Source organism: Streptomyces sp. NPDC102258 (assembly GCF_055584685.1).
This window is the reverse complement of record NZ_JBVJLO010000006.1, coordinates 390,494-405,344: the sequence shown is the minus strand read 5'-3', so window position 1 is coordinate 405,344 and position 14,851 is coordinate 390,494. Positions and strand designations below refer to the sequence as shown.

Genomic DNA, 14,851 nt, shown 5'->3' with positions numbered 1-14,851 from the left:
GCGCAGGTGCCGGGCGCGGCCGGGACGTGGAAGGACCTCACCGATTCGGTGAACACGGTCTTCCGCAACCTCACCACGCAGGTGCGGGACATCGCACAGGTGACGACGGCGGTGGCGAACGGCGATCTGTCGCAGAAGGTCACCGTGGACGTGGCCGGCGAGATGCTGGAGCTGAAGAACACCGTCAACACGATGGTGGACCAGCTCCAGTCCTTCGGTGCCGAGGTGACGCGGGTGGCCCGTGAGGTCGGCGTGGAGGGTGAGCTGGGCGGTCAGGCGCAGGTGCCGGGCGCGGCCGGGACGTGGAAGGACCTCACCGATTCGGTGAACACCGCCTTCCGCAACCTCACCGGCCAGGTCCGCAACATCGCGCAGGTGACGACGGCCGTCGCGAACGGCGACCTGTCGCAGAAGGTCACCGTCGACGTCTCCGGCGAGATGCTCCAGCTGAAGAACACCGTCAACACGATGGTCGACCAGCTGTCCTCCTTCGCCGACCAGGTCACGCGGATGGCCCGGGACGTGGGGACCGAGGGCCGCCTCGGCGGTCAGGCGCGCGTCGAGGGGGTGTCCGGTACCTGGAAGGAGCTGACCGACTCGGTCAACTTCATGGCCGGGAACCTGACCTCGCAGGTGCGCCAGATCGCCCAGGTGACCACGGCGGTGGCGCGCGGTGACCTGTCGCAGAAGATCGACGTGGACGCCCGGGGCGAGATCCTGGAGCTGAAGAACACCATCAACACGATGGTCGACCAGCTCTCGGCCTTCGCGGAGCAGGTGACCCGGGTCGCCCGGGACGTGGGCACGGAGGGCCGTCTCGGCGGTCAGGCGCAGGTGCCGGGCGTGGCCGGGGTGTGGCGCGACCTCACGGACTCGGTGAACGGCATGGCCGGGAACCTGACCTCGCAGGTCCGCAACATCGCCCAGGTCGCCACGGCGGTGGCGCGCGGCGACCTGTCGCAGAAGATCGACGTGGACGCCCGCGGCGAGATCCTGGAGCTGAAGAACACCCTCAACACGATGGTCGACCAGCTCTCGAACTTCGCCGAGCAGGTCACCAGGGTGGCCCGGGAGGTGGGCACCGAGGGCATCCTGGGCGGCCAGGCGGAGGTCAAGGGTGTCTCCGGCACCTGGAAGGACCTCACCCAGTCCGTCAACTTCATGGCGAACAACCTGACCTCGCAGGTGCGCAACATCGCCGAGGTGACCACGGCGGTCGCGATGGGCGACCTGTCGAAGAAGATCACCGTCGATGCCAAGGGCGAGATCCTCGAACTCGTCACCACCGTGAACACGATGGTGGACCAGCTGTCGTCGTTCGCGGAGCAGGTGACGCGGGTGGCGCGCGAGGTCGGGACGGAGGGCATCCTGGGCGGCCAGGCCCGGGTGCGCGGGGTCACCGGCATCTGGAAGGACCTCAGCGACAACGTCAACACCATGGCCGGGAACCTGACGGCCCAGGTGCGCGGGATCGCTCAGGTCTCGGCGGCGGTCGCCAACGGCGACCTGACGAAGAAGGTCACCGTCGAGGCGCGCGGCGAGGTCGCGCAGCTCGCCGACACCGTGAACACGATGGTCAAGACCCTGTCGTCGTTCGCGGACGAGGTCACGCGCGTGGCCCGTGAGGTGGGTACGGAGGGCCGCCTCGGCGGCCAGGCGCACGTCCCCGGGGTCTCCGGGACGTGGAAGGACCTCACCGACTCGGTGAACTTCATGGCCTCCAACCTCACCGGCCAGGTGCGGCAGATCGCCATGGTCACGACCGCCATCGCCAAGGGCGACATGACCAAGAAGATCGACATCGACGCGCGCGGCGAGATCCTGGAGCTCAAGACCACCATCAACACGATGGTGGACCAGCTGTCCTCCTTCGCGGACCAGGTGACCCGGGTGGCCCGCGAGGTGGGTACCGAGGGCATCCTCGGCGGTCAGGCCCGGGTGCGGGACGTGGACGGCACCTGGCGCGACCTGACCGAGTCCGTGAACGAGATGGCCGGGAACCTCACCCGGCAGGTGCGCGCGATCGCGGCGGTGGCCACCGCGGTGACCCGCGGCGACCTGAGCCTGAAGGTCGACGTGGACGCGGCGGGCGAGATCCAGGTTCTCCAGGACAACATCAACACGATGATCGTGAACCTGCGCGACACCACCCTGGCCAACAAGGAACAGGACTGGCTCAAGGGCAACCTCGCCCGGATCTCCGCCCTCATGCAGGGCCGCCGGGAGCTGGACGACGTGGCCTCGCTGATCATGAGCGAGCTCACCCCGGTGGTCTCCGCGCAGCACGGTGCCTTCTTCCTGGCGCTGCCCACCGGCGGCAGCAACGAGATCGGTACGGACGGGACCGGGGACGGCTCGTACGAACTGCGGATGCGCGGGAGTTACGCGTACGCGGGCGGTCAGATGCCCATCTCCTTCCGGCCGGGGGAGGGGCTGATCGGGACGGTCGCCGAGGAGAAGCGGACGATCCTGGTCGAGAACACCCCGCCCGGTTACCTGAAGATCTCCTCCGGGCTCGGTGAGGCCCCGCCGGCCCATGTGATCGTGCTGCCGGTGCTGTTCGAGGGGAAGGTCCTCGGTGTCATCGAGCTGGCGTCCTTCACGCCCTTCACGCAGATCCAGAAGGACTTCCTCAGCCAGATCGCCGAGATGATCGGTACGAGCGTCAACACCATCTCCGTCAACTCCAAGACGGAGGTGCTCCTCAAGCAGTCGCAGGAGATGACCGAGCAGCTGCGGGAGCGCTCCGACGAGCTGGAGAACCGGCAGAAGGCCCTCCAGGCCGCCAACGCGGAACTGGAGGAGAAGGCCGAGCTGCTGGCCCAGCAGAACCGGGACATCGAGGTGAAGAACACCGAGATCGAGGAGGCCCGGCAGGTCCTGGAGGAGCGGGCCGAGCAGCTCGCCGTCTCGATGCGCTACAAGAGCGAGTTCCTCGCGAACATGTCGCACGAGCTGCGCACCCCGCTGAACTCGCTGCTGATCCTGGCCAAGCTGCTCGCCGACAACGCGGACGAGAACCTCTCGCCCAAGCAGGTCGAGTTCGCCGAGACCATCCACGGGGCGGGTTCCGACCTGCTCCAGCTGATCAACGACATCCTGGACCTGTCCAAGGTCGAGGCGGGCAAGATGGACGTCTCGCCGACCCGGATCGCGCTGGTCCAGCTCGTGGACTACGTCGAGGCCACCTTCCGGCCGCTGACCGCGGAGAAGGGCCTGGACTTCTCGGTACGGGTCTCCCCGGAGCTCCCCGCGACCCTGCACACGGACGAGCAGCGCCTCTTGCAGGTGCTGCGCAACCTGCTGTCCAACGCGGTGAAGTTCACCGACAACGGGGCGGTGGAGCTGGTGATCCGGCCGGCGGGCGGCGATGTGCCGGCGGCCATCCGCGAGCAGCTGCTGGAGGCCGGTTCGCTGCGCGAGGCGGACGCCGACCTGATCGCCTTCTCGGTGACCGACACGGGCATCGGGATCGCGGCGAGCAAGATGCTGGTGATCTTCGAGGCGTTCAAGCAGGCGGACGGCACCACCAGCCGCAAGTACGGCGGCACCGGGCTCGGGCTGTCCATCAGCCGGGAGATCGCCCGGCTGCTGGGCGGGGAGATCCACGCGGCCAGCGAGCCCGGGCGGGGGTCCACGTTCACGCTGTACCTGCCGCTGCACCCGAGCGAGCTGCCGCCGCAGGGGTACGCGCCGCCCACGCCCGGCGGGGCGCGCGGGGAGTACCGCAGGCCGGCCGAGGAGGCGGCGCCGGCCGAGCCGGGGCCGGCGGCGGCCCCCGCGCCGCTGGCGCCTGCCCCGGTGCGCCAGGCGCTGCCGACGGCGGAGCCCGCCGGACAGGGCTCGTCGGCGCTGTTCCGGCGGCGCCGCAAGCAGCTGAGCGACGCCGCGCCGCGCGCCGAGGTGGTGGGGCAGCCCTACGGGGAGGCCTGGGACCTGGAGGAGCCGGCAGCGGCGCCGCCGCGGACGTACGACTTCCACGGCGAGCGGGTGCTGATCGTGGACGACGACGTACGCAACGTCTTCGCCCTGACGAGCGTGCTGGAGCAGCACGGGCTCGCGGTGCTCTACGCCGAGAACGGGCGGGAGGGCATCGAGGTCCTCGAACAGCACGACGACGTGGCGGTCGTGCTGATGGACATCATGATGCCGGAGATGGACGGGTACGCGACGACCTCGGCGATCCGGCGGATGCCGCAGTTCGCGGGGCTGCCGATCATCGCGCTGACGGCGAAGGCGATGAAGGGGGACCGGGAGAAGGCGATCGACTCCGGGGCCTCCGACTACGTCACCAAGCCGGTCGAACCCGACTACCTCCTGTCGGTCATGGAGCAGCACATGCGTGGTAAATGATCGGATGCCGGACGGTGAGGGGAGGGCAGGAGGGGAACCTTCCGCCCTCCCCTCACGTTTCCGCTTCGTGCACAGTGACATCTTGGTGACAGGGTGTGGCGATCTCGGGACTGGGGCTACGATGACCGGCACAAGGACGGACGGCGCAAGGATGCCGCCCTCTGGGGCGGGACCCGGCGCACACGCCGGAGCCAGGAGCCGGGGAGGCCCCGTGCCGGGGCGAGGAGGACAGGGCATGGTGCAGAAGGCCAAGATCCTCCTGGTCGACGACAGGCCGGAGAATCTGCTGGCGCTGGAGGCCATCCTCTCCGCGCTCGATCAGACACTGGTCCGGGCGTCGTCGGGGGAGGAAGCGCTCAAGGCGCTGCTGACGGACGATTTCGCGGTCATCCTGCTGGATGTCCAGATGCCGGGCATGGACGGATTCGAAACGGCCGCGCACATCAAGCGGCGCGAACGGACCCGGGACATCCCGATCATCTTCCTCACCGCGATCAACCACGGTCCGCACCACACCTTCCGCGGTTACGCGGCGGGCGCGGTGGACTACATTTCGAAGCCGTTCGACCCGTGGGTGCTGCGCGCCAAGGTGTCGGTCTTCGTCGAGCTGTACACGAAGAACTGCCAACTGCGCGAGCAGGCGGCCCTGCTGCGCCTCCAGCTGGAGGGCGGCGGCGCCGACGGCGACGGCGGCAAGGAGACCGCCGGACTGCTGGCGGAGCTCTCCGCGCGGCTCGCCGCCGTCGAGGAGCAGGCCGAGGCCCTGACCAAGCAGCTCGGCGAGGACTCGGCCGACGCGGGGGTCGTGGCCACGGCCGCGCACCTGGAGCGCAAGCTGACCGGTCTGCGCCGGGCACTGGACGCGCTGGAGCCGGGGACGGGCGGGGGAGCGCCGATGCTCCCCGCGCAGGGCTGAGCGCAGGGGCGGAGCCCTTCCGTACGGGAAAGACGTCCGCCGCGGCCTCGGCTGGGTGGGCGTCAGGTCTGGCGCTGCGTCAAAGCGCTTGCCGACGGGGCGACACGAACGGGTGAAGGGGTGGGCACGCGTGTCCACCGGCGTGCGCACCGGTAACCTCCACCCCATGGCCTCAAGTACGTCCGGCAAGGGTTCCCAGAGCACCGCGGGCACCGCGAAGGGCCGCACCGGCCGTACGACGGCGCCGGCCAAGAAGGCGGCCCCCGCCCGTAAGCCGCCCGCGAAGAAGGCCGCGGCGGCCAGGCGCGCTCCGGTCAAGAAGGTCGCCGCCAAACCGGCGCCGTCCCCCACCGGGGGCGTGCTGCGGCTGGTGCGCGCCTGCTGGCTCGGTCTCGCGCACGCGATCGGCGCGGTCCTGCGCGGGCTCGGCCGGGGCGCGAAGAACCTCGACCCCGCGCACCGCAAGGACGGCCTGGCGCTGCTGCTGCTGGCCCTGGCGCTGATCGTCGCCGCCGGGACCTGGTCGAACCTGAGCGGGCCCGTCGGTGACCTGGTCACCATGCTGGTCACCGGCGCGTTCGGGCGCCTCGACCTGCTCGTGCCGGTCCTGCTCGGGGTCATGGCCGTCCGGTTCATCCGCCACCCCGAGCAGACCGACGCCAACGGGCGCATCGGCGTCGGTCTGTCCGCCCTGGTCATCGGCGTCCTCGGGCTGGTCCACATCGCCTGCGGGGCGCCCGGCCGCGACGAGGGCACCACCGCGATGCAGAACGCCGGCGGACTCGTCGGCTGGGCTGCCTCCAAGCCGCTGATCTTCACGATGGGCGCGCCGCTGGCCGTGCCGATGCTGGTGCTGCTCACGGTGTTCGGGCTGCTGGTGGTCACCGCGACCCCGGTCAACGCGATCCCGCAGCGGCTGCGCCGGCTCGGGATCCGGCTCGGGATCATCGCGCCGAACGCGTACGACGAGGGGTACGCGGAGCGGGAGGGCGGCGTCGTCGGGCCGGACCGCCACGACGCCGAGCAGTGGCGGGCCCGGTCGGCCGGAGCGGGCATCGCGGACCCCGGCGCAGCGGCCGAGGAGGCCGCCCTCGCCCGGCGGCGCCGGCCGCGCCGGGCCGCCGCGCGGGGCGGGGAGCACGGGATGGACGCCGTCGACGTGGCGGCCGCTGCCGCCGCCGCGCTGGACGGGGTGGTGTACGGGGGGCTGCCGCCGTCCCCGCTGGTCGCCGACCTCACCCAGGGGATCTCCGGGGAGCGCGAGGGCGTGGAGGTCACCGCTCCCGTACCGCCCGCCCGGGGGGAGCGGACCACCGCCCCGACCACCCCGATCGCGCCGGCTGCCCCGACGGGGGACGACGCGCCGCACGAGCGGACCGCCGCGGCTTCCGGGACGCTGTCGGTGCCGGACCTGACGAAGGCCCCGCCGGAGAAGCCCCAGCCGCTGCCGCCGCGCGCCGAGCAGCTCCAGCTGCGCGGGGACATCACGTACGCCCTGCCTTCCCTGGACCTGCTGGAGAAGGGCGGCCCCGGCAAGACCCGCAGCGCCGCCAACGACGCGGTCGTCGCCTCGCTGACGAACGTCTTCACCGAGTTCAAGGTCGACGCGCAGGTCACCGGCTTCACCCGGGGCCCGACGGTCACCCGCTACGAGGTGACGCTCGGCGCCGCCGTGAAGGTCGAGCGGATCACCGCGCTGGCGAAGAACATCGCCTACGCCGTGGCCTCCCCGGACGTGCGGATCATCAGCCCGATCCCGGGGAAGTCCGCGGTCGGCATCGAGATCCCCAACACCGACCGCGAGATGGTCAACCTGGGCGACGTGCTGCGTCTCGCGGACGCCGCCGAGGACGACCACCCGATGCTGGTCGCGCTCGGCAAGGACGTGGAGGGCGGCTACGTCATGGCCAACCTCGCGAAGATGCCGCACGTGCTGGTCGCGGGCGCCACCGGCTCCGGCAAGTCCTCCTGCATCAACTGCCTGATCACCTCGGTGATGGTGCGGGCCACCCCGGAGGACGTCCGGATGGTCCTCGTCGACCCCAAGCGGGTCGAGCTGACCGCGTACGAGGGCATCCCGCACCTGATCACGCCGATCATCACCAACCCCAAGCGAGCCGCCGAGGCGCTCCAGTGGGTGGTGCGCGAGATGGACCTGCGCTACGACGACCTCGCCGCCTTCGGCTACCGGCACATCGACGACTTCAACCAGGCGATCCGGGACGGCAAGATCCAGCTGCCGCCCGGCAGCGAGCGGGAGCTGAGCCCGTACCCGTACCTGCTGGTGATCGTCGACGAGCTCGCCGACCTGATGATGGTGGCCCCGCGCGACGTCGAGGACTCGATCGTGCGCATCACCCAGCTGGCCCGCGCGGCCGGCATCCACCTGGTGCTCGCCACGCAACGGCCCTCGGTGGACGTGGTGACCGGTCTGATCAAGGCGAACGTGCCCTCGCGCCTCGCCTTCGCCACCTCCTCGCTCGCCGACAGCCGGGTCATCCTCGACCAGCCGGGGGCCGAGAAGCTGATCGGCAAGGGGGACGGGCTGTTCCTGCCGATGGGGGCGAACAAGCCGGTCCGCCTCCAGGGCGCCTTCGTCACCGAGGACGAGATCGCCGGGATCGTGCGGCACTGCAAGGAGCAGATGGCGCCCGTCTTCCGGGACGACGTCACGGTCGGGCAGAAGCAGAAGAAGGAGATCGACGAGGAGATCGGCGACGACCTGGACCTGCTGTGCCAGGCGGCGGAGCTGGTGGTCTCCACCCAGTTCGGCTCCACCTCCATGCTCCAGCGCAAGCTGCGGGTGGGCTTCGCCAAGGCGGGCCGGCTGATGGACCTGATGGAGTCCCGGGGCGTGGTCGGCCCCAGCGAGGGGTCGAAGGCCCGCGACGTCCTGGTCAAACCCGACGAACTGGACGGGGTCCTCGCCGTGATCCGGGGCGAGGACGCGCCGTAGGACGGGGCCGTCCGGCTCACCCGGTCGTATGGGATCGGCGGGCAACCGTTTCCCCGGGGCGCGCGTCCAGTTGAGGGGGGTGACGGCGGGCGCGCCCGAAGCCATTCGGATGGCGTAGGGAGAGCACCCTCCGGTTGCCCCACCCTTTCGTCACCCCCCTAGACTGGGAAGCCAGCAGGTGGCTACACGCTCGAAAGGCGCCCTCGTGTCCATCGGCAACTCCAACTCCCCCGAAGAAGAGCGGCCTTCGACCGACGACCGGTCCGAGGACCGCCTCGTCAAACGTCCCGTCGAAGAGCCGTCCATCGGGACGGCCCTCAAGAAGGCCCGGATCGCCGCCGGGCTGACAGTCGACGAGGTCAGCTCCACCACCCGAGTCCGCATTCCGATCGTGCACGCGATCGAAGAGGACGACTTCTCGCGGTGCGGCGGCGACGTCTACGCCCGCGGTCACATCCGTACGCTCGCCCGCGCCGTGCACCTCGATCCGGTACCCCTGGTCGACAGCTACGACGCGGCCCACGGCGGCCGGCCGGCACCCACCCCCGCCGCGCCGATGTTCGAAGCCGAGCGGATCCGCCCCGAACGGCAGCGGCCCAACTGGACCGCCGCCATGGTCGCCGCCATCGTCGCCGTGATCGGCTTCGTCGGCTTCACCGCCTTCGGGGGCGGCGGCGACAGCCAGTCCAAGCGGCCGGTGGCGGAAGGTTCCGCCTCCCCGAAGTCCGCTCCCAAGCAGCCCGCGGGCAAGCCGGCGGCCCAGCCCCAGCAGACCCCGAAGGCTCCGAAGCCGGAGCCCTCGGACAGCGCGATCGCCGCGGCCCCCAAGGACGTCGTCACCGTCGTCCTGACGGCCGACCACGGGGAGAGCTGGATCTCCGCGAAGGACCACAGCGGCCGGCTGCTCTTCGACGGGACCCTCGCGGCCGGGGAATCGAAGACCTTCACGGACAAGGAGTCCGTCGACCTCGTGCTCGGCGACGCCGGGGCCGTCAAGCTCTTCGTGAACGGCAAGGAAATCAAGGAACGCTTCGAGCAGGGCCAGGTGGAACGTCTCACCTACACCCGCGACGATCCCCGCGAAGGCCAGGCCCAGGCGGGCTGACCAGCACGGAATAAGAAATTCCAGATCCCCGGGATCCCGCGCGGCGCCGGCCGCCGGCCCCGGGGATCTTGTCGTGGGGGGACTTGGGGCGGGGGGCGGCGCCGGGACGAAGTAGTCTTGAGTCCATGCCCGAACGCCGTACCGTCGCCCTTGTCACTCTTGGCTGCGCCCGTAACGAGGTGGACTCGGAGGAGCTCGCAGGCCGCTTGGCGGCGGATGGCTGGGAGCTCGTCGAGGACGCCGCCGACGCGGACGTAGCCGTCGTCAACACCTGTGGCTTCGTCGAAGCCGCCAAGAAGGACTCCGTAGACGCCCTGCTGGAAGCCAACGATCTCAAGGATCACGGCAAGACCCAGGCCGTCGTCGCCGTCGGCTGCATGGCCGAGCGCTACGGCAAGGAACTCGCCGAAGCGCTCCCCGAGGCCGACGGAGTCCTCGGCTTCGACGACTACGCCGACATCTCCGACCGCCTCCAGACCATCCTCAACGGCGGCGTCCACGCCTCCCACACCCCGCGCGACCGGCGCAAGCTGCTGCCGATCAGCCCGGCGGAGCGCCAGGACACCGCCGTGGCCCTGCCCGGCCACGCCCAGGAGCCCGCCGAGGCCCCCGCGGACCTGCCCGAGGGCCTCGCCCCCGCCTCCGGACCGCGCGCCCCGCTGCGCCGCCGCCTGGACAAGAGCCCGGTCGCCTCGGTCAAGCTCGCCTCCGGCTGCGACCGGCGCTGCTCCTTCTGCGCCATCCCGTCCTTCCGCGGCTCCTTCATCTCCCGCCGCCCCAGCGACGTGCTGGGCGAGACGCGCTGGCTCGCCGAGCAGGGCGTCAAGGAGATCATGCTGGTCTCCGAGAACAACACCTCGTACGGCAAGGACCTCGGCGACATCCGGCTGCTGGAGACCCTGCTGCCCGAGCTGGCCGAGGTGGACGGCATCGAGCGCGTGCGCGTCAGCTACCTCCAGCCCGCCGAGATGCGGCCCGGGCTGATCGACGTACTCACCTCGACCCCCAAGGTCGTCCCGTACTTCGACCTCTCCTTCCAGCACTCGGCCCCCGACGTGCTGCGCGCCATGCGCCGCTTCGGTGACACCGACCGCTTCCTGGAGCTGCTGGACACCATCCGCTCCAAGGCCCCGCAGGCCGGCGTCCGGTCCAACTTCATCGTCGGCTTCCCCGGCGAGAAGGAGTCCGACTTCGCCGAGCTGGAGCGTTTCCTCACCCACGCCCGCCTCGACGCCATCGGCGTCTTCGGCTACTCCGACGAGGACGGCACCGAGGCCGTCACGTACGAGAACAAGCTGGACGCGGACACCATCGCGGAGCGCCTCGCCCACATGCAGCGCCTCGCCGAGGAGCTCACCTCGCAGCGCGCGGAGGAGCGGATCGGCGAGACCCTGGAGGTGCTCGTCGAGACGGTCGTGCCCCTCGACGAGGCCGAGGAGGGCGAGGGGGCCTACGGGCGCGCCGCCCACCAGGCCCCCGAGACCGACGGCCAGGTCGTCTTCACGGACGGCGCGGGCCTGGTCCCGGGCCACATCGTCACGGCGAAGGTGGTCGCCACCCTGGGTGTGGACCTGGTGGCCGAGCCCCTGGGCATGGAGCTTGAGGAGGCGGCCGGATGACCGGTGTCCCGGCACCAGCGGCGGGCGGGACCGGCCGCCGGCCCGCGCCCGGCGCGAAGCTCGGGACCGCGGCCGTCAATCAGGCCAGTCTGTGGAACATCGCCAACATCCTGACGATGGTCCGGCTCGTCCTCGTGCCGGGATTCGTCCTGCTGCTGCTCGCCGACGGGGGCTATGACCCCGTCTGGCGGGCGTGGGCGTGGGCGGCCTTCGCCGTCGCCATGATCACGGACATCTTCGACGGACACCTGGCCCGGACGTACAACCTGGTCACGGACTTCGGGAAGATCGCCGACCCCATCGCCGACAAGGCGATCATGGGGTCGGCTCTCGTGTGTCTGTCCTGGCTCGGCGACCTGCCCTGGTGGGTGACCGGGGTGATCCTCGGGCGGGAGCTCGGGATCACGCTGATGCGGTTCTGGGTGATCCGCTACGGAGTCATTCCGGCCAGCCGGGGCGGCAAGCTGAAGACCCTCGCCCAGGGCACCGCCGTGGGCATGTACGTGCTCGCGCTGACCGGACCGCTCGCCACCCTGCGCTTCTGGGTGATGGCGGTCGCCGTCGTGCTCACCGTGGTGACCGCGCTGGACTACGTCCGGCAGGCAGCGGTGCTGCGCCGGGCCGGCCTGGCGGCGGAGCGGGCCACGACGTGACGCGCGGGGCGGACGAGCGGCCGGTGGAACCCGCCGCGGCGGGAGCCGGTGCCGGAGCCGGTGGGGAGACCGCCGGTGCGGCCCGGGACGTCCTGCGGATGCTCGCGGAGCGTGACCAGACGCTCGCGGTCGCGGAATCCCTGACCGGCGGCCTGGTCGCCGCCGAGATCACCGCGGTGCCGGGCGCCTCGCGCTCCTTCCTCGGCTCGGTCACCGCGTACGCCACTGAACTCAAGCACCGTGTCCTCGGGGTGGACGCGGACCTGCTCGCCGCGGAAGGCGCGGTGAACGCGCAGGTCGCGGGGGAGATGGCGGCCGGAGTGCGGCGCGTGATGGGTGCCTCGTGGGGCATCGCGACCACCGGAGTGGCCGGGCCGGACCCGCAGGACGGGCAGCCGGTGGGCACGGTCTTCATCGCCGTGGCCGGGCCCGCGGGCAGGAAAACGGCCCTGTTGAGGTTGAACGGCTCCCGTACGGAAATCCGTAGGGAGAGTGTACGGACCGTGCTCGAACTTCTTTCGAGCGAACTCCGCGAGAATCTGCGGGGGCAGGATACGGAACAGAACGGGGGGATCTGATGTTTGCAGCCCTGAGTGAACACGACATCGCTCCCCGCACGGCCGCGGCGCGAGGCGGTACGGTGGGGCGTGAAGGTTACGGCTACACGGTCAGAGGAGGGAGCCACCGATGATTCTGCTCCGTCGCCTGCTGGGTGACGTGCTGCGTCGGCAGCGCCAGCGCCAGGGCCGTACTCTGCGCGAAGTCTCCTCGTCCGCCCGAGTTTCGCTCGGCTATCTCTCCGAGGTGGAGCGGGGGCAGAAGGAGGCATCCTCCGAGCTGCTCTCCGCGATCTGCGACGCGCTGGACGTACGGATGTCCGAGCTGATGCGCGAAGTCAGTGACGAGCTGTCGCTGGCGGAGCTTGCGCAGTCGGCCGCCGCAAGCGAACCGGTGCCGGCACCGGTGCGCCCGATGCTCAATTCGGTCTCCGTGGCCTCGGTCACGGGCGGTCCGGAGCGGGTGACCATCAAGGCACCCGTGGAAGCGGTGAATGTCGTAGCCGCTTGAGCGTGACGACAAGCATGTGAGCGTGGCGGGAGCCCCGGGTGGTGCGTCGAGCACCGGCCGGGGCTCTTTGCCGTCCTGGGCCGACGGGGCGGCGCGCGGGCGTTCTGGGTGCGGGGGGCGGGGTCCTGCGGGAGGATGGGGCCGTCCGGGACCCGGCCCGCTGGGAGGTGGCCGTGCGGCGCTTACTCATACCCCTCGTACTGACGGCGGGCGTGCTCTGGTGGTGGGCCGTGCTCCGGCTCGCGCTGGTGCCGGAGGGCGCCGGGCCGGTGGAAGGGGCCGTCGCGGTGGGCGGCTGGGGGCTCGGGCTGCTGCCGGTGCACTGTACGGGCCGGGTGCCCGTGCGCAGGGCGCGGGCCGGCGGTGGGAGCGGGGGCGGCGGGGTGGGGGGCGTCGGCGGGGCCGCGGGGGCTACCAGGGCATCGATATTCCGCCGTTCGGGCGCAGGATCTGGCCGGTCGTGAAGGACGAGGCGTCGCAGGCGAGATAGAGGACCGCCTGCGCGATGTCCTCGGGCCGCCCGACCCGGCGCAGCGGGGACATCCGCACCATGGCCGCCTCGGTCCGCTCCTGGACCTCGGGGCCGTGCCGGTCCGTCATCGGGGTGCGGATCCAGCCCGGGGCCACGGCGTTGACGCGGATGCCGTGCGGGCCGGCCTCGGTGGCGAGGGTCTTCGTCAGCTGGACCACGGCCGCCTTGGCGGCGCTGTAGCAGAGCAGGCCGGGCTGGGCGGCGTCCACGGCGCCGGAGGCCATGGTGATCACCGAGCCGGGGCGGCCGGCGGAGATCATGGAGCGGACGGCCTCCTGGCAGGTGCGCAGGACGCCCTTGAAGTTGATGTCCAGGATCCGGTCGAGGTCCTCGTCGGTGGTGTCCAGGACGCTGCTGGTGTGCATCACCCCGGCGATGGCGGCGGTGATGTCGAGGGGCCCGGACGCGGCGACGGCGGCGCGCAGGGCGGCGCGGTCGGTGACGTCGAGGGGATGGGCGGTGGCGGCGCCGCCCGCCTTGGTGATCAGGGCCGCGGTCTCGGCGAGGCCGGGCTCGTCGCGGTCCGCGCAGTGCACGGCCGCGCCCGCCCCGGCGAGCAGCAGGGCGGTGGCGCGGCCTATGCCGCTGGCGGCTCCGGTGACGAGCGCGGTGCGGCCGGTGAGGTCGTACGCGGTGGGTGTGGGCATGCAGGGACCGTACGAGTGGATCTGACGGGGCGTCAACTATGCTGCCGGGGCCGGACCGGTCTGGCAGCTCGGGCACCAGTACGTGGGGCGGCCGTCCTGCGGGGCCTCGCGGACGGGGGTGCCGCAGCGCAGGCAGGGGCGGTTGGCGCGGCCGTAGACGAACAGCTCCTGGCCGGGGCGGTGGCGGCCGGTGGTGTTGCGGTGGCGGCGGTGGGCGGCGTCGCCGGTGTTCGCGGCCAGCAGGCGCTGGGAGGCGGCGGCCAGCCGGGGCAGGGTGGTCTCGGGGTCGGGGAGGTCGCCGACCGGGGTCCAGGGGGTGGCCTGCGCGAGGAAGCAGACCTCCGCCTTGTAGATGTTGCCGATGCCGGCCAGGTTGCGCTGGTCGAGCAGGGCCTCCCCCAGCGGGCGCTCGGGGGCGGCGAGGAGGTTGGCCGCCGCCTTGGCCGGGTCCCAGTCGGGGCCGAGGAGGTCGGGGCCCAGATGCCCCACCACGCGGTCCTCCTCGGCGGTGCGGAGCAGTTCCAGGACGGGCAGGCGGTAGCCGACGGCGGTGGCGTCGGCGGTGCCGAGGACGGCCCGGATCTCGTACTCGGGGCCGCCGCGCCACTTCTGGCCGGGGTGGAAGACGTACCAGGCGCCGTCCATGCGCAGGTGGCTGTGGAGGGTGAGGCCGCCTTCGAGGCGGGTCAGGAGATGTTTGCCGCGCGGGGTGACGTCCAGGGTGGTGCGGCCGGTGAGGTCGGCGGTGGCGAAGCGGGGGACGCGCAGGTCGGCGGTGGTCAGGGGCTTGCCGGCGAGCGCGGTATGGAGGCGGGCCGCCGCGCGGTGGACGCTGTCTCCTTCGGGCATGGCCCCATTGTCGCGCGACCGGGCTCCGGTGGGGTGGAACGGGGGCGGGCGGGGGTCGGGGCGGCGGAGTCGGGCGCCGGGCCGGGGAACGGGTTCCGGGGCGCGGAGCGGGCTCGGGGAGCGGGGCGGGTTCGCTCCGGGCGGGGGTGGGGC

At 71.7% G+C, this 14,851-nt stretch carries 10 protein-coding genes; 8 read left to right on the top strand and 2 right to left on the bottom strand.

Translation table 11 applies throughout. The annotated features are described in order from the left end of the window. The 8 genes from ACZ6ZT_RS13675 to ACZ6ZT_RS13640 all read left to right on the top strand — a co-directional run. Positions 1 to 4,353, top strand: a 4,353-nt coding sequence (locus ACZ6ZT_RS13675) for a HAMP domain-containing protein (protein ID WP_469719058.1), incomplete at its 5' end; no start/stop codon positions are given. A 235-nt stretch (positions 4,354 to 4,588) separates the two neighbouring features. After that, a complete protein-coding gene (locus ACZ6ZT_RS13670; RefSeq protein ID WP_469719056.1) occupies positions 4,589 to 5,269 on the top strand; it encodes a response regulator in 681 nt (226 codons plus the stop codon). A gap of 166 nt (positions 5,270 to 5,435) precedes the next feature. Further along, on the top strand, positions 5,436 to 8,225 hold the full coding sequence (locus ACZ6ZT_RS13665) for a DNA translocase FtsK (protein WP_469719054.1): 2,790 nt from the start codon (positions 5,436 to 5,438) through the stop codon (positions 8,223 to 8,225). Between the two features lie 205 nt (positions 8,226 to 8,430). Beyond that, positions 8,431 to 9,330 carry a helix-turn-helix domain-containing protein gene (locus tag ACZ6ZT_RS13660; RefSeq protein ID WP_469719088.1) on the top strand — a complete coding sequence of 300 codons (900 nt, stop codon included), beginning with the start codon at positions 8,431 to 8,433 and terminating at the stop codon, positions 9,328 to 9,330. 125 nt (positions 9,331 to 9,455) lie between these two features. Beyond that, entirely contained in the window at positions 9,456 to 10,949 is a 1,494-nt protein-coding gene (rimO, locus tag ACZ6ZT_RS13655; protein WP_469719052.1) for a 30S ribosomal protein S12 methylthiotransferase RimO, read from the top strand. Next, entirely contained in the window at positions 10,946 to 11,602 is a 657-nt protein-coding gene (pgsA, locus tag ACZ6ZT_RS13650) for a CDP-diacylglycerol--glycerol-3-phosphate 3-phosphatidyltransferase (RefSeq protein WP_469719050.1), read from the top strand. The genes rimO and pgsA overlap by 4 nt, the downstream gene beginning before the upstream one ends. A gap of 98 nt (positions 11,603 to 11,700) precedes the next feature. Beyond that, positions 11,701 to 12,180, top strand: coding sequence for a CinA family protein (locus ACZ6ZT_RS13645; RefSeq protein WP_469719086.1), 480 nt, complete (start codon positions 11,701 to 11,703; stop codon positions 12,178 to 12,180). A 109-nt stretch (positions 12,181 to 12,289) separates the two neighbouring features. Beyond that, on the top strand, positions 12,290 to 12,670 hold the full coding sequence (locus tag ACZ6ZT_RS13640) for a helix-turn-helix domain-containing protein (protein ID WP_007266936.1): 381 nt from the start codon (positions 12,290 to 12,292) through the stop codon (positions 12,668 to 12,670). A 411-nt stretch (positions 12,671 to 13,081) separates the two neighbouring features. On the opposite strand, the gene ACZ6ZT_RS13635 is transcribed toward ACZ6ZT_RS13640, so the two are convergent. Next, positions 13,082 to 13,849 (bottom strand): SDR family NAD(P)-dependent oxidoreductase, encoded by a 768-nt coding sequence (locus tag ACZ6ZT_RS13635; protein ID WP_469719048.1) that lies wholly within the window; start codon positions 13,847 to 13,849, stop codon positions 13,082 to 13,084. A 36-nt stretch (positions 13,850 to 13,885) separates the two neighbouring features. Further along, positions 13,886 to 14,698: an Fpg/Nei family DNA glycosylase gene (locus ACZ6ZT_RS13630; protein WP_469719046.1), complete on the bottom strand. Its 813-nt coding sequence runs from the start codon at positions 14,696 to 14,698 to the stop codon at positions 13,886 to 13,888. Positions 14,699 to 14,851: the final 153 nt, after the last annotated feature.

What these genes read in the sequence shown, in the direction of transcription:
- ACZ6ZT_RS13670 (WP_469719056.1), top strand. Translation starts at nt 4,589, where the DNA reads ATGGTGCAGAAGGCCAAGATCCTCCTGGTCGACGACAGGCCGGAGAAT.
- ACZ6ZT_RS13665 (WP_469719054.1), top strand. Translation starts at nt 5,436, where the DNA reads ATGGCCTCAAGTACGTCCGGCAAGGGTTCCCAGAGCACCGCGGGCACC.
- rimO (WP_469719052.1), top strand. Translation starts at nt 9,456, where the DNA reads ATGCCCGAACGCCGTACCGTCGCCCTTGTCACTCTTGGCTGCGCCCGT.
- pgsA (WP_469719050.1), top strand. Translation starts at nt 10,946, where the DNA reads ATGACCGGTGTCCCGGCACCAGCGGCGGGCGGGACCGGCCGCCGGCCC.
- ACZ6ZT_RS13645 (WP_469719086.1), top strand. Translation starts at nt 11,701, where the DNA reads ATGCTCGCGGAGCGTGACCAGACGCTCGCGGTCGCGGAATCCCTGACC.
- ACZ6ZT_RS13640 (WP_007266936.1), top strand. Translation starts at nt 12,290, where the DNA reads ATGATTCTGCTCCGTCGCCTGCTGGGTGACGTGCTGCGTCGGCAGCGC.
- ACZ6ZT_RS13635 (WP_469719048.1), bottom strand. Translation starts at nt 13,849, where the DNA reads ATGCCCACACCCACCGCGTACGACCTCACCGGCCGCACCGCGCTCGTC.
- ACZ6ZT_RS13630 (WP_469719046.1), bottom strand. Translation starts at nt 14,698, where the DNA reads ATGCCCGAAGGAGACAGCGTCCACCGCGCGGCGGCCCGCCTCCATACC.